This is a genomic window from Nonomuraea recticatena, from assembly GCF_039533245.1.
GTDB lineage: Bacteria > Actinomycetota > Actinomycetes > Streptosporangiales > Streptosporangiaceae > Nonomuraea > Nonomuraea roseola.
Genome location: NZ_BAAATE010000007.1, coordinates 316,092 through 335,582, shown reverse-complemented (window position 1 = coordinate 335,582; position 19,491 = coordinate 316,092). Strand labels below are relative to the sequence as shown.

Annotated in this window: 19 protein-coding genes; 8 read left to right on the top strand and 11 right to left on the bottom strand. The window is 70.8% G+C overall.

Going from position 1 to position 19,491, the window contains the following annotated elements; translation table 11 throughout:
• The first annotated feature begins 15 nt into the window (after positions 1-15).
• Positions 16-468, top strand: a complete 453-nt coding sequence (locus ABFX50_RS17300; protein WP_346147560.1) for a GyrI-like domain-containing protein — start codon at positions 16-18, stop codon at positions 466-468.
• 3 nt (positions 469-471) lie between these two features.
• On the opposite strand, the gene ABFX50_RS17295 is transcribed toward ABFX50_RS17300, so the two are convergent.
• The 6 genes from ABFX50_RS17295 to ABFX50_RS17270 all read right to left on the bottom strand — a co-directional run bounded on the left by ABFX50_RS17295 (position 472) and on the right by ABFX50_RS17270 (position 6,483).
• Positions 472-2,868 (bottom strand): hypothetical protein, encoded by a 2,397-nt coding sequence (locus tag ABFX50_RS17295; RefSeq protein WP_346147558.1) that lies wholly within the window; start codon positions 2,866-2,868, stop codon positions 472-474.
• A gap of 39 nt (positions 2,869-2,907) precedes the next feature.
• Entirely contained in the window at positions 2,908-3,465 is a 558-nt protein-coding gene (locus ABFX50_RS17290; protein ID WP_346147556.1) for a hypothetical protein, read from the bottom strand.
• Entirely contained in the window at positions 3,465-3,659 is a 195-nt protein-coding gene (locus ABFX50_RS17285; RefSeq protein WP_203946469.1) for a helix-turn-helix transcriptional regulator, read from the bottom strand. Before ABFX50_RS17285 ends, ABFX50_RS17290 begins: the two co-directional genes overlap by 1 nt.
• 42 nt (positions 3,660-3,701) lie before the next feature.
• On the bottom strand, positions 3,702-4,472 hold the full coding sequence (locus ABFX50_RS17280) for an ABC transporter permease (RefSeq protein WP_183647193.1): 771 nt from the start codon (positions 4,470-4,472) through the stop codon (positions 3,702-3,704).
• On the bottom strand, positions 4,469-5,293 hold the full coding sequence (locus tag ABFX50_RS17275; protein WP_183647190.1) for an ABC transporter ATP-binding protein: 825 nt from the start codon (positions 5,291-5,293) through the stop codon (positions 4,469-4,471). The genes ABFX50_RS17280 and ABFX50_RS17275 overlap by 4 nt, the downstream gene beginning before the upstream one ends.
• 89 nt (positions 5,294-5,382) lie before the next feature.
• Complete coding sequence (locus ABFX50_RS17270) at positions 5,383-6,483, bottom strand: CaiB/BaiF CoA transferase family protein (protein ID WP_346147553.1); 1,101 nt, start codon at positions 6,481-6,483, stop codon at positions 5,383-5,385.
• A 78-nt stretch (positions 6,484-6,561) separates the two neighbouring features.
• Between ABFX50_RS17270 and ABFX50_RS17265 the strand changes: the two genes are divergently transcribed.
• The 4 genes from ABFX50_RS17265 (at position 6,562) to ABFX50_RS17250 (ending at position 11,832) form a co-directional block, all read left to right on the top strand.
• Positions 6,562-8,091 carry a serine/threonine-protein kinase gene (locus ABFX50_RS17265; protein ID WP_346147551.1) on the top strand — a complete coding sequence of 510 codons (1,530 nt, stop codon included), beginning with the start codon at positions 6,562-6,564 and terminating at the stop codon, positions 8,089-8,091.
• Between the two features lie 9 nt (positions 8,092-8,100).
• Entirely contained in the window at positions 8,101-9,069 is a 969-nt protein-coding gene (locus ABFX50_RS17260) for an NAD(P)-dependent oxidoreductase (RefSeq protein ID WP_346147549.1), read from the top strand.
• A 150-nt stretch (positions 9,070-9,219) separates the two neighbouring features.
• On the top strand, positions 9,220-10,569 hold the full coding sequence (locus tag ABFX50_RS17255) for an FAD-binding oxidoreductase (RefSeq protein ID WP_346147596.1): 1,350 nt from the start codon (positions 9,220-9,222) through the stop codon (positions 10,567-10,569).
• 3 nt (positions 10,570-10,572) lie between these two features.
• Positions 10,573-11,832 carry a class I SAM-dependent methyltransferase gene (locus tag ABFX50_RS17250; protein ID WP_346147547.1) on the top strand — a complete coding sequence of 420 codons (1,260 nt, stop codon included), beginning with the start codon at positions 10,573-10,575 and terminating at the stop codon, positions 11,830-11,832.
• A 192-nt stretch (positions 11,833-12,024) separates the two neighbouring features.
• Here ABFX50_RS17250 and ABFX50_RS17245 read toward each other — a convergent pair whose 3' ends face one another.
• Positions 12,025-12,591, bottom strand: a complete 567-nt coding sequence (locus ABFX50_RS17245) for a dienelactone hydrolase family protein (RefSeq protein WP_346147545.1) — start codon at positions 12,589-12,591, stop codon at positions 12,025-12,027.
• Between the two features lie 70 nt (positions 12,592-12,661).
• Positions 12,662-13,867 (bottom strand): MFS transporter, encoded by a 1,206-nt coding sequence (locus tag ABFX50_RS17240; RefSeq protein ID WP_346147543.1) that lies wholly within the window; start codon positions 13,865-13,867, stop codon positions 12,662-12,664.
• A gap of 65 nt (positions 13,868-13,932) precedes the next feature.
• Between ABFX50_RS17240 and ABFX50_RS17235 the strand changes: the two genes are divergently transcribed.
• Positions 13,933-14,310: a MerR family transcriptional regulator gene (locus ABFX50_RS17235; RefSeq protein WP_346147594.1), complete on the top strand. Its 378-nt coding sequence runs from the start codon at positions 13,933-13,935 to the stop codon at positions 14,308-14,310.
• A 125-nt stretch (positions 14,311-14,435) separates the two neighbouring features.
• Here the strand turns inward: ABFX50_RS17235 and ABFX50_RS17230 are convergent, their stop codons facing one another.
• A complete protein-coding gene (locus ABFX50_RS17230) occupies positions 14,436-14,975 on the bottom strand; it encodes a hypothetical protein (protein ID WP_346147541.1) in 540 nt (179 codons plus the stop codon).
• Positions 14,976-15,024: 49 nt separating this feature from the next.
• The gene (locus ABFX50_RS17225; RefSeq protein WP_346147539.1) at positions 15,025-15,501 is read right to left on the bottom strand and encodes a hypothetical protein; all 477 of its coding nucleotides are present in this window, start codon (positions 15,499-15,501) and stop codon (positions 15,025-15,027) included.
• Between the two features lie 150 nt (positions 15,502-15,651).
• On the opposite strand from ABFX50_RS17225, the gene ABFX50_RS17220 reads away from it, so the two are divergent.
• Complete coding sequence (locus ABFX50_RS17220) at positions 15,652-16,251, top strand: class I SAM-dependent methyltransferase (RefSeq protein WP_346147537.1); 600 nt, start codon at positions 15,652-15,654, stop codon at positions 16,249-16,251.
• Between the two features lie 37 nt (positions 16,252-16,288).
• On the opposite strand, the gene ABFX50_RS17215 is transcribed toward ABFX50_RS17220, so the two are convergent.
• On the bottom strand, positions 16,289-17,824 hold the full coding sequence (locus tag ABFX50_RS17215; RefSeq protein WP_346147535.1) for a long-chain-fatty-acid--CoA ligase: 1,536 nt from the start codon (positions 17,822-17,824) through the stop codon (positions 16,289-16,291).
• Between the two features lie 128 nt (positions 17,825-17,952).
• Between ABFX50_RS17215 and ABFX50_RS17210 the strand changes: the two genes are divergently transcribed.
• Positions 17,953-19,491, top strand: coding sequence for a GMC family oxidoreductase (locus ABFX50_RS17210; RefSeq protein WP_346147533.1), 1,539 nt, complete (start codon positions 17,953-17,955; stop codon positions 19,489-19,491).

The following is a 19,491-nucleotide window of genomic DNA, read 5'->3' as shown; positions in this document are numbered from 1 at the left end:
GGGATGGAGGACGCGGTGGACATCGTGGAGCGGTCCGAAGTGCTGGTGGTCGGCCTGGCCGTACGCACCAGCAACGCCGACGAGATGGACCCGTCGCGGGCGAGGCTGCCGATCCTCTGGCAGCGGGCGGGGGCCCCTGGGGCGTTCGCCCATGTGCCGGGGCGGCTGGACGAGAATCTCTACGCGGTCCTGACCGACTACGAGAGCGACCACCACGGGGCGTACACGCAGATCGTCGGTGTGGGGGTGCGCACGGTGCCGAGGCTGCCCGAGGGCATGGTCGCGGTGCGCGTGCCGGCGGGGCGGACGCTGAAGGTCGAGGCCAGGGGGCAGATGCCGCAGGCGATCATCGACGCGTGGCAGCGGGTGTGGAAGCACACCGAGTCCGGCGGCACGCCCGCCAGGTCATTCACCACCGATCTCGAGGTGCACCACCCGGCGGGCGCCGATCTCTACATAGCCGTGTGAGGCTCAGCTGGAACAGCTGGACTGATAGCCGACAGGAGACGAGACCGTCTCGTACGGCGTGCGGACCTCGAGCCTGAACTGCCCGTTGTCGCGCGAGCGCGCCGTGTACGTCTTGGAGACCTCATTGACCCCTGCGGCCGCATTCACCGTGACCCAGTCGCCCTCCCAGGTGCTGAGGGCCGTCCTGCGCGCCCACCGGTAGCTGAGGGAGGCGGGCCGGCTGAGCGTGATCTTGCCGCTCAGCGCCCAGTTCCCGCACGTGTTCGGCACCTTGGTGGCCTTCACGTCGCTGAAGGTGACCTTGTGGCAGGTGACGTCGACAGGGATGGTCTGGCTGCGATATCCCTCGGCGGGCGAGGTGATCCGCAGCTGTGTGTCCACCTTGAGCGTCACGCTGAAGAATCGGTTCATCGTGACGGTCTCGGGCAGGTGGGCCAGAACCCTGTGGTCGGCACGCTCGATCACGGAGCCGCTGTGCGCCTCGACCAGTTCGACGCGCACGTTCTGGTGCTTCGTGGAGTGCAGCTTCGCGGTGAAGACGAACCGCTTGCCCGAGCAGTCGCCGCTCCAGGTGGCGGGGTCGACCTTGGCGTCGGTCAGCCACGCCGAGGGGCACGACAAGGTGTAGTCCTTGCGGGCCGCCGGGCGGTTGTGCTCCTTGGTCTCCAGGGCGACCGTGCCGGTGACGGTCCTGGCGGCCTGCCACTCGTGCGGGCTCACCGCCTGCTCGCCCGCCGAAGCGAACGTCACCGTCCTCCAGTCCGTCGCCTTGCCGTCGACCACCCAGCGGTAGGAGACCGTGCCCTCACGGTTCAGCCCGACGGCGCCGGTGCCCCTGAAGGTGTGCGGCCTCACGCAGTCGGTATGCGTGGTGACCTTCGCCACCTCGGCGTTCACGGTGACCTTGGGCTCGGCCGCGCAGGTGACGGTGTAGGCCGCCTCCTTGGTGGGCGCGTTGTGGTTCTTCACCTCCAGCCGCACGGTGCCGCTGGTGGCCGAGGCCCACGCGTCGGACTCCACGGTGACGCCGGAGCCGCCGGCGACCGTGACCTTCCTGTAGGGGAAGGCCAGCTTGTCGATCACGAACCGGTACTCGATCTCGCCCGGCCGGCTGAGAGAGAGCACGGCGCGGGCCCGGTGGTTGGGCACCCTGGCGCAGTCGCCGGTGTAGGCGGGCGTGGTGATCTCGCCGATGGTGACGACGGGCTTCGGCGTCTCCTCGCACGTGAGGGTGAAGGACTTCGTGGCGGGTGAGCCGCCCGCCGCCCTGAGGGACACGACGTGCTCACCCGCGTCGGCCTTGGTCAGCCGCCACGTCTTGACGACCCGGACGGTGCGCGGCTTGTCGTCGGCGACGAAGCTCGCCTCCTCCACACCGTCCTGGCGGCCGTCGAGCCCCCAGGCGTACTTCACCGTGGTCGCGGGGCCCGCGGGCAGCGCGAGAAGGCCGGTGGCGCGGTAGTCGACCGGCGTGTCGCACGAGCCGATGTGGTCACCGGGGTCGATCTCCACGATCGACGGCACCGCGACCACCGGCGGCGGGCTGGACGGCGGCGGCGACGAGGGCGGCGGTGAGGTGGGCGGCGGCGACGTCGGCGGCGGTGAGGTGGGTGGGGGCGACGTCGGCGGCGTGCTGGAGCACGTCACCGTGTAGAGGGCCCTGCCCGAGTCGTGACCCGCGCGGTCCAGGATCCTGACGGCCTTCCAGCCGCTCGTGCTCGCGCTGACCGTCACGGGCAGCGACACCTGGCGCAGCCTGGGCCCTCCGGCGGGGAAGTCGAGGTACTCGGGACGGCTCTCGCCCCCCGCGCCGTCGATCCACTGGTAGCCGACCCTGGCGGGGGTGCGGGAGACCTGGAGCGTGGCGGTGAACCGTACGGTCGTGGGGCACTGACCCGTGTAGGCGGGCGGGGTGACGTCCACGTCGGCGGCGGCGATCACCGGACGGCCCGCGTGGCTCGCGGGCAGCGGGTGGCCCACGTCGTAGAGCTCGCCCCCGCCCGCGCAGGTCACGCTGAAGTACGCCTTGCGGGACAGGCCCTTGCGGCCCAGCACCTCGACGGCCTGCCAGCCGGTGACCGAGCGCTCGAACGTCTGCCGGTCCCTGACGGTCGCCCTGCGGGCGCCGTCGACGCGGAAGCTCTTCACGGCGCCCTTGCTGCCGTCGCCGCGCACCCAGCGATAGCGCACGACGCCCTTGCCCTTGGCCGCGACCACGGCGGAGAAGCCGACCGTGGTGGGGCAGTCACCCGACTGCCGCGCGGGGCTCGCCTCGGCCTTGGCCACCGACACGGTGACCGGGGCCGCGGCCGTGGGGGCCGCGAGCGCCGCGAGCGCTGGAGGGGCGGCCAGCAGCCCGCCGAGCATCATCGCGCTCAGCAGCAACGCTGTCCTGTTCACATCGTTCCCTTCCTGTACTGAGAAGGGAACACATGATTCTCAGGTGTCCTTGGAGGTCACTTGGATCTCAGAGGGATCATCGTCGTCGGGCGGGGGGTCGGTGAGCCGCCACCCGGTGATGAGGACGGGGATCGTGTAGTGCGTCGCGAACAGCGTCAGCGCGAGCGGTGCCACCAGGGCCATCGGGATGGTCAGCGTGAGCTGGCCGTCGGCGTGGCTCACCACGTTCGTCAGCACGAAGAGCAGGCCGAGCACGACGCTGGTGGCGCGGTGCGCGGAGGTGTAGGCCCTGCGCCGCTCGGCCAGCTGCCGCTCGTCGAGGAAGCGCTCGGGCAGCGAGAGGGCGCCTCGCGCCGCGGCGTTCAGCCATCCCATCACGGGGAAGCCGACCAGCAGGCTGACCGCGAACATCGACAGGTAGACGTTGCGCGCCAGGTCACTCGGCGCGTACCGGACGATCACCACGAGCCCGGCCCAGAGCAGGCAGAGCGCCGCCACACCGACCGCCACGAGACGGCGGCGGGCAGGGCGGGTGGCCCAGAGGCGCTGCGCCGGCATGTTCTCCAGACGCTCGCGCTGTTTCTCCCACCTGTTCATCACGACCCCAACCTGGCGAACGGATGGAGGGAGAAGACGACCTCCACCGGCACCTCGAAATACTCAGCGATCTTCAGGGCCAGGAACAGGGACGGGCTGTACTCGCCCCGCTCGAGATAGCCCACGGTCTGGTAGTGGACCCCGAGCGCCGCGGCCAGGTCCTTGCGGGAGATCCCGCGTTCGGCCCTGAGCATCGGGATCCTGTTGTAGACGACCTCGTTCGACACCGCGAATCCTCACTTGCGAGTGACCCTGCGCAGCAACCACGGTGCCAGCACCATACCGGCGAGCGCCCACGCGCCCATCACGATCGCCGCGGTGCCCAGCTGCCAGACGCCGTGCAGCTCGCCAGCGGGGGAGTCGAAGAACGCCGCCCGCAGCGCGTGGCCCTGCCAGTAGAGCGGGAAGGCCTGCGCGACCCACTGGACCGCCTCCGGCATCATCCGCACGGGCAGCATCACCCCCGAGCAGATCATCAGGAGCATCGTGGGTACGCCGATCACCGCGGCGGCCGTCTTCGCGCTCGGCAGCATCGCGCCGATCGCGGTGCCGAGCGGGACCACCGCGAGCGTGCCGAGCGCCAGCGACCACAGCAGGGTCGGCCAGTGCGCCGGCGCGCCCAGCCCGCCCACGGCGGCCCCGAGCGCCAGCATGATCGCCGAGTGCCCCGCGATGTGCAGCATCAGGGAGACCGCCCTGCCGGTGACGTAGACGCGCAGGCCGCGGGGCAGGGCGCGCAGCCGCAGCAGGGCGCCCTCCTCCCTGTCGGTGGCGATCAGCAGCGGCAGCGACATGGTCCCCGCCGAGAAGACGGTGAAGGCCATGAACCCGACCGCCATGAACGCGCTCATCCCGACCCCGCCGCCCGCGGGGTTGTCGCCGATCCAGAGCATCAGCAGCACGAACATCACCAGGCCCGCGAGCTGGCCGCTCAGCTCCCTGCCGTCCCTCATGATCGAGGCCTGCTCGATCAGGCCGCGCCTGACCCCGAGTGCCAGCGTGCTCATGCCGCGCTCCTTTCCACCAGGTTGAGGTAGCTCTCTTCGAGGGTGGGCCGCCTGATCTCCAGGTCGGGGACCGGCCCTCCGTACTTCTGGTGCAGCTTCCACGCCAGCTCCGAGGGCTGCGCCGTCTGCTCGGAGCCGTCCCTCCAGCGCACCAGGGAGGGCGCCTGTACGGCCCGCGCCAGCTCGTCGGGCGTGCCGAAGACCGCGATGCGCCCTTCGAGGAGGACGGCGATGCGGTCGGCCAGCTTCTCTGCCTCGGCCAGGTCGTGCGTGGTCAGCATGATCGTGGTGTCGAGGTTCGCGATCAGCTCGTGGAACTCCCTGCGAGCCTCGGGATCGAAGCCCGTGGTCGGCTCGTCGAGGAAGAGCAGCTCGGGCCTGCCGACGATGCCGAGCGCGACGTCGAGCCTGCGCCGCTGACCGCCGGACAGCTGGCCGACCTTGCTGGCCGCCTGGCCGCCGAGGCCGAGCGCTCTGAGCAGCTCGCCGGTGTCCCACGGGTCGGGGTAGTGGGCCGCCACGTGGTCGATCAGGGTGGCGACCCGCCACCGGGGGTGGTCGCGCCAGTCCTGCAGGACCACGCCGACCCTGGCCCGCCAGTCTTCGCCGCCTCGGGAGGGGTCCTCGCCCAGCACCTCGACCTCACCGCCCGCGCGGTGCCTGAAGCCCTCGAGGATCTCGACGGTGGTCGTCTTGCCCGCGCCGTTGGGGCCGAGGAGCGCGACGGTCTCGCCGCGCCGTACCTCGAGATCGACGCCGCGCAGGACCTCGCGCTTGCCGTACGACATCCGCAGCCCGCGGACACTCACCACAGTACTCATGCGGTCGAATGTAGTACGTCTACTACATTCGTGACAACTTCTACGACAGGGTGAGAGGGGACACGGACCGGCGGGCGGCTACTGCGCGCTCACGCCAGGACGCCGGCCTGCCTGAGTTTGGCCGCTCGCTCCTCGTCGAGGCCCCACTCCGACAGGTCGAGCAGCCTGGTCGCGGGGGACAGGTCGGGCTCGGGCGCGCCGAGCAGCCGGGGCGCGGGCCTCGGCTGGGTGGAGTCGCCGACCTTCACGAACGTGCCGCGCGCGACGTTGTGCGGGTGCTCGGCGGCCTCGGCCGGGGACAGCACGGGCGAGACGCACGCGTCGGAGCCCTCGAAGACGGCCTCCCACTCGGCCCGCGTCCGCTCCTTGAAGGCCGCCTCCAGCCGTCGGCGCAGCGCGGGCCACTGGGCGCGGTCGTTCCTGTCGGGCAGGTCGGTCAGGCCCATCTTCTCGGTGAGCGCCGCCCAGAACTGCGGCTCGAGCGCGCCGACCGCCATGAACTGCCCGTCGGCGGTCTCGTAGGTGTCGTAGACGGGGGCGCCGGTGTCGAGCAGGTTCGTGCCGCGCGCGCCCCATCCCGAGTTGTAGAACATCGCGAACAGCACGGCCGCGCCGTCCACCATGGCCGCGTCGATCACCCGGCCCCTGCCGGTCCTCTCGCGCTCGAACAGGGCGAGCAGCACGCCGTAGGCCAGCATGAGACCCCCGCCGGCGAAGTCGCCCAGGATGTTGATCGGCGGGGTCGGCTTGTCGCCCTCGCGCCCCAGCATGGACAGCGCCCCTGAGATCGCGATGTAGTCGATGTCGTGGCCCGCGGTGGGCGCGAGCGGCCCGTCCTGGCCCCAGCCGGTCATCCTGCCGTAGACCAGACGCTCGTTGACCGCGTGCAGGTCGTCGGGGCCGATGCCGAGCCGTTCGGCGACGCCCGGCCTGAACACCTCGATCACCACGTCGGCGCCCGCGGCGAGCTCCTTGAAGGCGGCCACGCCCTCCGGCGACTTCAGATCGAGGCCGATCGTGCGCTTGCCCCTGTCCATCACGTCCCTGCGCGGCCGGTCGGAGACGGCCTTGACCCGGTCGACCCGCAGCACCTCGGCACCGTGGTCGGCCAGCATCATCCCGGCGAAAGGGCCGGGCGCGAGCCCGGCCAGCTCCAGCACCTTCACCCCGGCGAGCGGTCCCTGCGTCATGTTCAAGAACTTTATTCGGTACGGCGTCGCCGCGACACCCCCACGAGAGATCCGCCAGTTATGGGAAACTTGCGCCTTATGGCTTCGGAATCCGATCGGATGATCGCCCACCGCTACCGCCTCGCCACAGAGCTGGGCAGGGGCGGCATGGGCGTGGTCTGGGAGGGCCACGACACCCTGCTCAACCGGCCGATAGCGGTCAAGGAGGTCTTACTCCCTCCCGAGCTGTCCGCTCTCGACCGCGAGAGTCACCTGGTGCGCACCGCCCGTGAGGCCCGCACGGCCGCCCAGCTCAACCACCCCAGCGTCGTGGCGATCTACGACGTGGTGGAGGAGGACGGCCGGCCCTGGATCATCATGGAGCTGGTCAGGGCCCCCTCCCTCGAGGAGGTCGTGGCCACCCACGGCGCCCTCCCCGTCCGGGAGGCCGCCGACGTCGGCCGCCAGGTGCTGTCGGCGCTGAAGGCCGCGCACGAGGTCGGGATCCTGCACCGCGACGTCAAGCCGAGCAACGTCCTGCTGTGCGACGACGGCCGCGCGGTCCTGACCGACTTCGGCATCGCCACCGCCGAGGGTGACTCCTCCCTCACCAGGACCGGCATGGTCACGGGCTCGCCGGCCTTCCTCGCCCCCGAACGGGTCCGCGCCCTCGACTTCGGCCCGCCCTCCGACCTCTGGTCGCTCGGCGCCACCCTGTACGCCGCGCTGATCGGGCGCTCGCCCTTCGAGCGGGGCGACCCCATGGCCACGCTGTCGGCGCTGATGCGCGAGGAGCCCGACTACCGCAGGATCCCGCCCGCGCTGCACCCCGTGCTGAAGGGGCTGCTGAAGAAGGAGCCTGACGAGCGGCTGACCGTCGCACAGGCCGACGCGATGTTCGCCGAGCTCGGCACGCCGCAGGAGGCCAGGCGGCACAGGGAGGACGACGACGAGGAGCCGCCGAGCAGGCGCGGCAGCCGTACCACCCTGATGGCGGCCGCGGCCGCGGTGCTGGTCCTGACCGTGGGAGCGGGCGCCTACCTGAAGTTCACCCCCAGTCAGGCGGAGGGCAGCGCGCGCGTGCCGCAGGCCAGGGCCAGCACGCCGGTCTCGGCGCCCGCCACCAGCGCGGCGCCGTCGGCCTCGCCCACGCCGACCCCGGCGACCAGCAGGACCCCTGTCGCGCTCACCCGCCCGTGGACCTCCCCCGACGGCTGGTCCATCCAGCGGCCGACCAGGTGGAAGGGGGCGCGCGCCGAGGCCTACACCCAGTGGACGCGTCCCGACCGCGGCGCGCACCTCGGCGTCGAGCAGCAGTACGCCACGCTCGACCCGCACCAGATCCTGCGCGACGCGGAGGAGAGCATCCAGGCCGCGACCGGCGTGCGCACCGTGCGCCGCGGCTCCGTCGCACAGGGCACGGCGGAGTGGGAGTTCACCTGGACCGCCGCCGCGGGCCACCCGTGGGCGACCGCCGGGCGCCGGTACCGCGAGGTACGGCGGGCGACCGTGGCGGACGCGACGGCCTTCGTGCTCTCCTGGACGGTCGCCGAGGACCAGTGGCGCAGGCAGGGCCGGTTGATGCGTCAGGTCCTGGGAAGCTTCTCCCCGCCGGGGGCGGCGTCCTAAGGTCCAGGCATGACCCCTTGGAACCTGCTGGCTCTCACCCCGCTGCCGCCCGAGGCCCTTCGCGGCCTGCTCGCCCCCCTCGGCGACCGCGTCACGCTGTCCTTCGCGCGCGACAGGGCGGCCATGGAGGCCTACCTGCCGCAGGCGGAGATCGTGCTCGGCGACTGGAGCGCCGGCCTGGCCATGGACGCGGCCGCCGTGGCCGCCGCGCCCCGCCTGGCCTTCGTGCAGCAGCCGTCCGTCGGCGTGGACGGCCACGACCTGGCCGCCCTGTCGGCGGCGGGCGTGCCGCTGGCCAACACCGCGGGGGTCAGCGCCGTCGCGGTGGCCGAGTGGTGCCTGGGCGCCGCCCTCACGCTGAGCCGCCGCCTGGTCGCCGCCGACGCGGCCGTGCGGGCGGGTGGCTGGCCGCAGCTCGACCTCGGCCCCCGCGAGCTGTCGGGCTCCCACGTCGGCGTCGTCGGCTACGGCCCGATCGGACAGGAGTGCGCCAGGCTCTTCGGCGCGCTCGGCTGCCGGGTCTCCCACTGGACGCGCACGCCGCGCGGCGAGGGCTACGCGCCGCTCGAGGAGGTCGTCGCCACCGCCGACGTGCTGGTCGTGGTGATCGCGCTGTCCGACGAGACGCGCGGCCTCGTCGACCCCGCCCGGATGAAGAAGGGCGCCCTGCTCGTCAACGCGGCCCGCGGAGGGGTCGTCGACCAGCGGGCGCTTGCCGCCGCGCTGCGGGAGGGCCACCTGGGCGGCGCGGCGCTCGACGTCTTCGACACCGAGCCGCTGCCCCCGGACGACCCGCTGCGCGACCTCCCGAGCGTACTCCTGTCACCCCACGTGGCGGGCGTCACACCCCAGTCGACGGGCCGTCTGGTCGCCTCGGTGGTCGGCAACCTGACCGCGGCCGTGGAAGAAAAGAAGATCGAAAATGTGGTCAACGACGCGCCCGCCAGGATCCGGAGAAGGGACGGATCGGGAAAGTAGAGTTTCCCCTGCCCGTACATGGGGCGTGACCTGCGCCGTTATGGAGATCTCGGACGTTTCACCACCCCGATCTGTTCTGTCGAGATTTGGGGAGATACGGTCTTACGGACGATCTCGACCGCAGCTTCTGGGGGTGTTTCTGTGACAACGATGTCGGCACACCAGCGGGCCGTCGAACAGATCAGGCAGTCCTACGCCGAGATCCCCGCGGACGCGGCGCCTCGGCTGGCCAAGGCGACCTCGAACCTGTTCAGGTTCCGCGACTCCGGCAAGGCCGCCAAGCTTTCGGCCCGCGACCTCGACCAGGTCATCAGCGTGGACCCGGTCACCATGACCGCCGAGGTCCAGGGCATGACGACCTACGAGCATCTGGTGGACGCCACACTGCCGCACGGGCTCATGCCGTACGTCGTGCCCCAACTCAAGACGATCACCCTCGGGGGAGCGGTGACAGGGCTCGGCATCGAGTCCACCAGTTTCAGGGACGGGCTGCCGCACGAGTCGGTGGAGGAGCTGGAGATCCTCACCGGCGACGGGCGCATCGTGGTGGCCCGCGACGACAACGAGCACCGCGACCTGTTCCGCTCGTTCCCCAACTCCTACGGCACCCTGGGCTACGCGCTCAGGATCCGGATCAAGCTCAAGCCGGTCCAGCCGTACGTCAGACTCACCCATCTGCGCTTCACCGACGCGGCCAAGTGCATGCTCGCCATGCAGGAGATCTGCGAGGCGATGACGCACGACGGCGAGCCCGTGGACTTCGTCGACGGGGTCTTCTTCGACCCCTCGGAGATGTACATCACGCTCGGCCGCTTCGCCGAGCGCGCGCCGTACACCTCCGACTACACCGGGATGCGCATCTACTACCAGTCGATCCAGAAGCGGGGACGCGACTGGCTGTCCGTGCGCGACTACCTCTGGCGCTGGGACACCGACTGGTTCTGGTGCTCGCGCGCCTTCGGCGTCCAGCAGCCGCTGGTGCGCTCGCTGATGCCGCGCAAGTGGATGCGCTCGGACGTCTACCGCAAGCTGGTGGCCCTGGACCGCAGGTACGGGGTCGTGGCCAGGGTCGACAGGTGGCGCGACGCCCCTGTCCAGGAGTCGGTCATCCAGGACGTGGAGACCCCCGTCGAGCGGGGCGCGGACTTCCTCGAGTTCTTCCACTCCAAGGTCGGCATGACGCCGGTCTGGATGTGCCCCCTCCGATCGTCGAGTGAGTGGCCGCTGTACCCGTTGGAGACGGGCAAGCTCTACGTCAACTTCGGCTTCTGGGGCCTGGTCCCGTTGCCGCGTGGGCAGTTCGACGGCTACTACAACAGGCTCATCGAGAACGAGGTGCACGCTCTCGACGGCCACAAGTCGCTCTACTCGACCTCTTTCTACGCCCGTGAGCAGTTCTGGCAGCTGTACAACGGCGATGCTTACTGGCCGGTCAAGCAGGCGTACGACCCGAACGGTCGCCTGCTGGACCTGTATGACAAGTGTGTGCGGGGAAGGTGAGAGATGGGTCTCGCGAGCATCTTTGAGAAGATCGTTGGTCCGAACTCCAACATCGCGTTCATGGCCTACGACGGCAGCAAGGCCGGTCCTGACGGCTCGGACGTGACCATCGAGGTGAAGTCGCCGATCGCCGTGGCCTACCTGGCCCAGGCGCCCGGCGAGCTCGGCCTGGCAAGGGCGTACGTCTCGGGGCACATCGATGTCCATGGCGACATGTACACCCTGCTCGACCGCATGTGGAACATCACCACCAACGACCTGACGCTGGCCGAGAAGCTGGACGCCGTACGGGCGCTCGGCCCGAAGCCACTGCTGATGCGCGTGCCGCCGCCGCCCCAGGAGATGCGCAGGAGCACCCTGGCCAGGCTCGGCTCGCGTCACGCCAAGCAGCGTGACGCGGAGGCGATCCACCACCACTACGACGTGTCCAACCGCTTCTACGAGTGGGTGCTCGGCCCGTCCATGGCCTACACCTGCGCCGTCTTCCCGCGGCAGGACGCGACGCTCGAGGAGGCGCAGTACACCAAGTTCGACCTGGTGGCCCGCAAGCTCGACCTCAAGCCTGGCATGCGCCTGCTCGACGTCGGCTGCGGCTGGGGCGGCATGGTCATGCACGCCGCGCGCGAGTACGGCGTCAAGGCCCTCGGCGTCACCCTGTCCAAGCAGCAGGCGGAGTGGGCGCAGAAGGCCATCGTCGACGCCGGGCTGCAGGACCTGGCCGAGGTGCGCTTCATGGACTACCGCGACGTGCCCGAGGGCGGCTTCGACGCGGTCAGCTCCATCGGCCTCACCGAGCACATCGGCAAGGACCAGCTGCCCGCCTACTTCTCCTCCCTCTACAGGAAGCTCAAGCCGGGCGGGCGGCTGCTCAACCACTGCATCACCCGTCCGACGAGCACCGAGAAGACGATCAACAAGGGCGGCTTCATCAACCGCTACGTCTTCCCCGACGGTGAGCTCGAGTCGGTCGGCCACCTCACCACGCAGATGGAGAACTCCGGCTTCGAGGTCCGTCACGAGGAGAACCTGCGCGAGCACTACGCCCGCACGCTGAAGTTCTGGTGCGAGAACCTGGACGACAACTGGGAGGACGCCCTCCAGGAGGTCGGCCACGGGACGGCCAGGGTGTGGCGGCTGTACATGGCCGGCTGCATCGTGGGCTTCGAGCGGAACAAGGTGCAGCTGCACCAGGTGCTCGGCGTGAAGCTGGACGACGAGGGCGCCGCCCACTTCCCCCTCCGTCCCTCGATCGACTGGCCCTGACCGGCCGGCCCCTCCCGGGGAGACGACGACCCCAACCCCCGCGAGGGGCTCCGGCCCCTCGCGCCCCTGGCTTCGGCGCAGGAGACCCGCAGGGGAGGGGTGCGCTCGGACGGGATGCGATGTCCGGCCCGCACGGAACGACCGCACGTCCGGACCCGGCGCCGCGCCTCGGTGCTCGCCGAATGCGGGGCCTCAGAGATGGCGCAGGAAGTCCAGGCTGCGCCGCCAGGTGAGGTCGGCCGCCGCCCGGTCGTGATCGGGCAGGCTCGCGTCCGTGTAGAAGTGCCCGACACCCGGATAGGTGAAAACCCGCAGATCGACGCCCGTGCCCGCCGCGGCCTTCTCCAACGCGGCGACGGCGGCGGGAGGCGCGAACACGTCAGGGTCGGCGACGTGCACCTGCACGGGCAGACCGGCCCGCGCCGTCGTGGGCAGCTCCGCGATCGCGTGCAGGAACAGGACACCGGCCGTATCGGGCCGGTCGGCCAGCAGGTCCCCGACAACCCCCGTGCCCATCGAGACGCCGGCGAGAACGGTGTCCGCGGGCATCGTGCGGACCGCCTCACGCGCGCGTTCCACGATGACCTCCCACCCGATCCGCTCCACCAGGACGAAGCCGTGGTCGATCGTCGTGGCGGTCTCACCCGCGTACAGGTCGGGCGTGACCACCTCGTGCCCGGCGGCGCGGAAGCGGTCTGCGGCGACCCGTTCAACGGAGCGCAGTCCGTACACGGAATGGAACAACGCGAGGTGAGCCATCCCGCCATCCTCTCCGACCGGCGTCGATCCTCGCCAGAGATGAACGGCGGTGGCCGCCGGCTCCCTCGGGTCAGGACCTCCTGCCGGGGAAGCCGTGGGTGCGGGCGGCGAGCACCACGACCAGCACCGGAGCGAGGAGCGCGAGGACGCTCCAGGGGAAGGACGTGGCGCCGAGCAGCCCCAGCAGGACGCCGCCGACGACCCCGCCGCCCGCCATGGCCGCGTTCCACAGCGTGACGAGCATGGCCTGCGCGGCGTCGGCGGCCTCGCCTGCCGCGTCGCCCACGGCGGTCTGCAGGAGCGTGGGCGCGCCTCCCCACCCGAGCCCCCACAGCGTCACCGCCACGTAGACCAGCGCGGGACTGCCTGCCAGTACGGCCAGGACGGCGGCCGCCGCGGCGACCAGCACGGTGCTGGCGATGGTGAGAGCGCGCAGCCTGCGGTTGATGTGCGCGGCCACGATCCAGATGCTCACCAGGGAGGCGGCGCCGAAGACCAGCAGGACGAGGTCGGTGGAGCCGCCCATGCCGAGCCGGCCGAGGAAGGTGGCGATGTAGGTGTAGAGGATGGTGTGCGCCAGGACGAAGACCAGGGTGACGAACAGGACGGGCGCCACACCCGGGACGCGCAGGGTGCGCAGCATCGGGGTACGGCCGCCGCGCGGCTGCCCCGGGTAGTCGGGGACCGCCGCGGTGATCCACAGGAGCAGGACGACGGTCAGCACGGTCATGATCAGGAAGGCCACCTGCCAGCCGAGCGCCTGACCGAGGAAGGTGCCCGCGGGCACACCCAGCGACAGGGCGACGGGAATGCCGGACATGGCGATCGCTATCGCCTTGCCCTGCAGGTGAACCGGGGCCATGCGGCGGGCGTACCCGGCGAGCAACGCCCAGGCCAGACCGGCGGCCACACCTGCGACGAACCTGGCCACCATGGTCACGGGGAAGTTCGCCGAGACGGCGGTGACCGTGTTGGCGACGGCGAAGGCCGCCATGGCCGTCAGCAGCAGGCGCTTGCGCCGCCATCCCGCAGTGGCCGCGGTCAGCGGGATCGCCGTGAGGGCGGTGCCGATCGCGTAGATCGTCACGGACTGGCCCATCGCCGACTCGCTGACGCCGAGGTCGGCGCTCATCGCGGGCAGGACGCCGGCCGGCAGCGTCTCGGTGAGGCTGGTGACGAAGACGGCGGTGGCGAGCGCCAGCAGCGCCGCCATGGGAAGCTTGCCCTGTTCGGAGCCGGTGGGGGAAGCGGCAAGAGGGGTGGCGTCGTTTCTCATGTTCCGTATGCTTGAACCATCACACCGATGTGAAGGTCAACGTGGCGGGATATGAGGTGGGTCACATGCTCATCGGAGAGCTGGCGGAGCGCACCGGCACCCCCAGGCGGCTGCTGCGCTACTACGAGGAGCAGGGGCTCATCAACCCCAGCCGCTCACCGAACGGCTACCGCGACTACGACGAGTCGCTCGTGGACAGGGTCGCCCAGATCAGGGGCCTGCTCGACGCGGGACTGCCGACCAGGATCATCAAGCAGATCCTGCCCTGCCTGAACAAGCCCAGGGTCATCCACTTCCCCGACGCGACGCCCGAGATGATCGCCACACTGGAGCACGAACGCGATCGCATGAGCGAGCGCGTCGCGTGCCTGACCCGCAACAGGGACGCCATCGCCGACTACCTCGAGGCCGTGCGCGCAGGCGATCACGCGGGCCAGCCATGAGCCTCTCGCCGCCTCACTCGATGGGCCTGCCATAGGTCACCGCGTCGAGCACGGACCGGCTGCTGGCCATAGTCATCTGGGCGCGACCGTGCGGGCCCGCCGGGGGAAGGAGCGTTGCGACGGGGTCAGTTCGTGGGGTTCAGGGAGGCCAGGGCGCGCCTGCTGTAGGCGAGGGAGCCGGACAGCAGCGTCACGCCCGACGCCACGCCGCTCACGATCGGCACCCAGGCGATGGCCGAGGTGAACGTCATGACCAGGCCGACCACGCCGAGCACCGTGAGCACCACCCCCGGGATGAGGATGCTGGGCTCCTTCCAGACCGGCGCGAGGGCGACGAAGTGGAGGCCGACGACGAGCGCGATCCACGCGACGTTGGTCTCCTCGGGCCTGCCCAGCGCTCGCAGCACCGCGATGCCGCCGAAGAGCAGGATCGCCTCGGCGGCCACGATCAACAGGTAGCCGCGGCCGTAGAAGCTTCCTCCGGGCTCTCGGGCGGGGGCGGCGGCGCCGGTCCTGAGCCGCTTGCCCGCGGTGAACCACATGAAGACGATGAAGGCCAGGGCCACGGAGGCGGCCACCTGAAGGACGGTGGCGAGCACCGTGTTCAGCGGGCTCGAGGCGTTCACGAAGACGAAGACGGCGCCGAAGACGGCGCCGATCAACATACCGGTCAGGCGATTTTGCACGACCGCAAACCCTACACGGTCGTCCGAATCACCGCTTGCGCCGGAAGTAGGCGTTCGCCGAAGGGCTGAACATCAGCATCATGGCGCCCAGCACCGCCGCCAGGTGCAGGATCCTGCTCACGGTGAACGTCAGGGTCATGGCGTCGGCCGTGGTGAGGAACGTCGTGACGGAGTTGCCCGCCAGCAGCCACTGGATCGGCTCGATCACCAGCGAGACGGTGCCGAAGACGCCCAGCGACACCGCCAGCGCGATTCGGGCCCAGCCGCGTCCCTGGCGCAGCATGACGGCCAGGAAGACGGCGGCCGCGAAGATCGCCAGCCGTACGGCCAGGCCGCCCGCGAGCTCGGAGAAGGGCGTTCCCGCCGACAGCGCCTGGCCGACGGCCAGGGCCGCCTCGAAGGCGCCGGCTCCTACGGCGGCGAACCAGAGGGCGGAGGCGGCCTTGACGGGGTCGGGGACGGCCGTGGCGGTCGTGGGGGTCGTGGTGGTCATGGTGGTGGTCATCGGGGGTCCTCCTGAGCAGGTGGTGGCGTGCCTCCAGTCTTCAGCCGGGCCCCTGTCCGGATCATCCCTGCGCGCACCCATGTCGGGGGTAGGGCCCGCCCTACCCCGCGCGTCGCCTTCTCTGGGAACGGGCGACGTTAGGGTGTCCGGATGCCGGATCCGTACTGGAATCACAACGTCCACTACCACCCGCTGGTGCTCGGCGCGGTCCCCGACGGGTGCCGCGCGGCGGTGGACGTGGGCTGCGGCGACGGCCTGCTGGTCCGCAAGCTGGCGGGGCGGGCGCGGACCGTCACGGGGGTGGACCGCTTCCCCGAGGCGATCAGGCAGGCCAGGCGGCAGAGCGCGCAGGTCGCCAACGCCGACTTCGTGGAGGCCGACTTCCTCGACGACCCGCTGCCCGAAGGCGCGTACGACTTCGTCAGCGCCGTCGCCGTCGTGCACCACGTGGACTTCTCCAAGGCGCTGAGCGCGATGGCCAGGCTGCTGGCGCCCGGCGGGCGGCTGGTCGTCGTCGGGCTGGCCGGCAACCGCACCCCGCTCGACTGGATCATCAGCGGGGCGGGCCTGCCCGCCGCGCGGTTCCTGGCGTGGCGACACGGCGGCAAGGGCGGTCCCGCCGTGCCGATCGAGCCGCCCGACCTGTCGTGGGCGCAGGTACGGCAGGCGTCGCGGACCCTGTTGCCCGGCTCCCGCTTCCGCCGTCACCTGCTGTGGCGCTACTCCCTGATCTGGGAGCGGCGCGACTGAGCGGCCGGGGCCCCGAGAGCGGCCCCGGCGCCCGCGGCTAGCGCAGCTCGCGCTTGAGGATCTTGCCGGTGGCGGTCATCGGGAGGGAGTCGCGGAACTCGATGACGCGCGGGTACTTGTAGGCGGCCATGTTCTCCCTGCACCAGTCCACGAGCTCCGCCTCGGTGATCGAGGCCCCCGCGGTCAGGATGACGTACGCCTTGACCTCCTCGCCGTGCGACTCGTGCGCGACCCCGACCACGGCCGCGAGGGACACGGCGGGGTGGGTCATCAGGACCTCTTCCAGCTCCCGCGGGTAGACGTTGAAGCCGCCGCGGATGATCATGTCCTTGGCCCTGTCGATGATCGCGTAGTAGCCGTCCGCGTCGCGGGTGGCGATGTCGCCGGTGCGGAACCAGCCGTCGTTCATGACCTCGTCGGTCGCCTCGGGCCTGCCGTAGTAGCCCTTCATGACGTTGTGGCCGCGGATGGCGATCTCGCCGGGGCCCTCGCCCTCGATCGTCTTCCAGTCGCTGTCGATCAGCTTCATCTCCACCCCCCAGATCGGGGTGCCGATGGTGCCGGGCTTGGTGGGACGGCCCAGCTGGTTGAAGCTGGCCACCGGCGAGGTCTCCGACAGGCCGTAGCCCTCCAGGATGCCCACGCCGAAGGTCTGCTGGAAGTCGCGCAGCACCTCGACGGGCGAGGAGGCGCCGCCCGCGACGGCCAGCCTGAGCGCGGAGGGCACGGGGGCGCCCTCGGCGTGGATCTTGGTGAGCATCGCCCAGAACATCGTGGGCACGCCCGCGAGGAACGTGACGTTCTCCTTGGCCATGAGCGCCAGCGCCTCGCCCGGCTCGAAGCGCGGCATGAGCACGATCGTGCCCCTGCGGCGGAAGCCGGTGTTCATCACGACGGTCTGGCCGAAGGAGTGGAAGAGGGGCAGCACGGCCAGGTAGGTGTCGCCGCCCGGCGTGCGGGGGAACATCTCGTCGCTGACCATGGCGTTCATGAGCATGTTCTGGTGGCTGAGCTCGGCGCCCTTGGGCTGGCCGGTGGTGCCGGAGGTGTAGAGGATGACCGCGGTGTCCTCGGGGGCGGTCTGCACGGTCTGGAACTCACCCGCCATGCCGTTCAGCGCGGCCCAGATCGACTCGCCGTACGCCGACTCGGTCGCCAGGGCCGTGGCGGGCAGCACGAAGAAGTGCTCGCAGCCCTCGGCGGCCTCGAACCCGGCCTTGCCGCGCTCGCCGAGCGGCAGCTCGGGGCTGCCCTCGAAGCAGAAGAGCGCCTTGGCGTCGCTGTCGTCGAGGTGGTAGGCGATCTCCCTCGACTGCAGGAGCACGTTCAGCGGCACGACGGTCGCGCCCGCCTTGAGGATGCCGAAGTAGACGAAGGGGAAGTACGGCAGGTTCGGACAGGCCAGCGCGACCTTGTCGCCCTTGCCGATGCCGCGGGCCACGAGCAGGTTCGCCACCTGGTTGGCGATCGTGTCCACCATCGAGTACGGCAGGCGCAGATCGCCGAAGACGACCGCGGTGTCGTCGGGCGCGGTGCGGGCGCTGTCCTCGAGAACGATCGACAGGTTGAGCATGGCAGGCCTTCCTCCCTCGCGCGTATCACTACGCGCGACATCTTCGCAGTCACCGCATACCAACCGGTAGGTAACAAAGGTTACAGATGGATATGGACGGCGGCGGCCAGGTGAAGTAAGCACTGTCTGTGGAGTATGACTTCGTGATCGTCGGTGCGGGCTCGGCGGGCTGCGTGCTCGCCAACAGACTCTCCAGTGACCCTTCGGTGACAGTAGCGCTGGTCGAGGCGGGTGGGCAGGACGACAAGCTGGAGATCCGCATGCCTGTCGCCTTCGCCAAGCTCTTCAGGACCGACTACGACTGGAACTACTCCACCGCCAAGCAGCAGGAGCTGGCGGGGCGCGAGCTCTACTGGCCGCGCGGCAGGGTGGTCGGCGGTTCCTCCTCGCTCAACGCCCAGATGTGGGTGCGCGGCCACCGGCGCGACTACGACCAATGGGAGATCCCCGGCTGGTCCTACGACGAGGTCCTGCCCTTCTTCCAGCGGGCCGAGCGCCGCACGGGCGGCAACGCGGGCGGCGTGTACGGCGAGGCGGGCCCGATCCACATCTCCGAACTGCGCAGCCCCAACCCCGTCACGCACGCCTTCCTGCGCGCCTGCGAGGAGCTCGGCCTGCACAGGCTCCCCGAGCTGAACGGCCCCTCCAACGAGGGCTACAGCCCGACCCCCGTCACCCAGCGGCGTGGCCGCAGGTGGAGCGCGGCCGACGCCTACCTGCGTCCCGCGCTCAAGCGCCCCAACCTCACGCTCATCACCGGCGCAACGGTCGAGCGGGTGGTGTTCGAGGGCAGGAGGGCCGTCGGCGTCGAGCACGACGGCGGCGCCCAGGTCAGAGCCAGGCGCGAGGTCATCCTGTCGGCGGGCGCGATCGGCTCGCCGTACCTGCTGATGCGCTCGGGCGTCGGTGACGCCGACGAGCTGCGTCAGTCGAGCGTGCCCGTCATCCACGAGCTGCCGGGCGTCGGCAGGAACCTGCAGGACCACCTCGCCTCCGCCGTCTACATGAGCTGCCCCCGCCCGATCACGCTCACCAAGCAGGCCGAGACGATCGGCAACCTCCTGCGCTACCTGGTGCTGGGCAAGGGCATGCTGACCACGAACGTGGGGGAGGCGGTCGCCTTCATCAGGACCGCCGAGCAGGAGCCCGCGCCCGACATCGAGCTGGTCTTCGCGCCGGGGTTCTTCTTCGAGCACGGGCTCACCGCTCCCACCGAGCACGGGCTGACGATCGGCGCGGTGCTGCTGCAGCCGGAGAGCAGGGGCAGGATCGGGCTGCACGGGCGTGACGTGGTCATCGACCCCGGCTACCTGACGGCCGAGGCCGACCTGCGCAGGCTGGTGGCGGGGCTGCGGATGGCCAGGCGGCTGTTCGCGACGACGGCGCTCGGGCCGTACGCCACGGCTCCGATGGCCCCCTACCAGGGGCAGGAGAGCGAGGACGAGCTGGCGCAGTGGGTGCGCGAGCGCGCCGAGACCCTCTACCACCCGGTGGGCACCTGCAGGATGGGCCTCGACGAGGAGTCCGTGGTGGACCCCGAGCTGAGGGTGCGCGGCCTGGAGGGGCTACGGGTGGCCGATGTCTCGATCATGCCGACGGTCAACAGGGGGCACACCCACGCGCCCGCCGTCATGATCGGCGAGAAGGCCGCCTCGATGCTCGTCTGA

Excerpts from the sequence above, each read along its gene's own strand:
- ABFX50_RS17225 (WP_346147539.1), bottom strand. The coding sequence starts at position 15,501 with ATGACCACCACCATGACCACCACGACCCCCACGACCGCCACGGCCGTC.
- ABFX50_RS17265 (WP_346147551.1), top strand. The coding sequence starts at position 6,562 with ATGGCTTCGGAATCCGATCGGATGATCGCCCACCGCTACCGCCTCGCC.
- ABFX50_RS17220 (WP_346147537.1), top strand. The coding sequence starts at position 15,652 with ATGCCGGATCCGTACTGGAATCACAACGTCCACTACCACCCGCTGGTG.
- ABFX50_RS17240 (WP_346147543.1), bottom strand. The coding sequence starts at position 13,867 with ATGAGAAACGACGCCACCCCTCTTGCCGCTTCCCCCACCGGCTCCGAA.
- ABFX50_RS17235 (WP_346147594.1), top strand. The coding sequence starts at position 13,933 with ATGCTCATCGGAGAGCTGGCGGAGCGCACCGGCACCCCCAGGCGGCTG.
- ABFX50_RS17250 (WP_346147547.1), top strand. The coding sequence starts at position 10,573 with ATGGGTCTCGCGAGCATCTTTGAGAAGATCGTTGGTCCGAACTCCAAC.
- ABFX50_RS17230 (WP_346147541.1), bottom strand. The coding sequence starts at position 14,975 with ATGTTGATCGGCGCCGTCTTCGGCGCCGTCTTCGTCTTCGTGAACGCC.
- ABFX50_RS17290 (WP_346147556.1), bottom strand. The coding sequence starts at position 3,465 with ATGAACAGGTGGGAGAAACAGCGCGAGCGTCTGGAGAACATGCCGGCG.
- ABFX50_RS17280 (WP_183647193.1), bottom strand. The coding sequence starts at position 4,472 with ATGAGCACGCTGGCACTCGGGGTCAGGCGCGGCCTGATCGAGCAGGCC.
- ABFX50_RS17245 (WP_346147545.1), bottom strand. The coding sequence starts at position 12,591 with ATGGCTCACCTCGCGTTGTTCCATTCCGTGTACGGACTGCGCTCCGTT.
- ABFX50_RS17270 (WP_346147553.1), bottom strand. The coding sequence starts at position 6,483 with ATGACGCAGGGACCGCTCGCCGGGGTGAAGGTGCTGGAGCTGGCCGGG.
- ABFX50_RS17215 (WP_346147535.1), bottom strand. The coding sequence starts at position 17,824 with ATGCTCAACCTGTCGATCGTTCTCGAGGACAGCGCCCGCACCGCGCCC.
- ABFX50_RS17260 (WP_346147549.1), top strand. The coding sequence starts at position 8,101 with ATGACCCCTTGGAACCTGCTGGCTCTCACCCCGCTGCCGCCCGAGGCC.
- ABFX50_RS17255 (WP_346147596.1), top strand. The coding sequence starts at position 9,220 with ATGTCGGCACACCAGCGGGCCGTCGAACAGATCAGGCAGTCCTACGCC.
- ABFX50_RS17285 (WP_203946469.1), bottom strand. The coding sequence starts at position 3,659 with ATGCTCAGGGCCGAACGCGGGATCTCCCGCAAGGACCTGGCCGCGGCG.
- ABFX50_RS17275 (WP_183647190.1), bottom strand. The coding sequence starts at position 5,293 with ATGAGTACTGTGGTGAGTGTCCGCGGGCTGCGGATGTCGTACGGCAAG.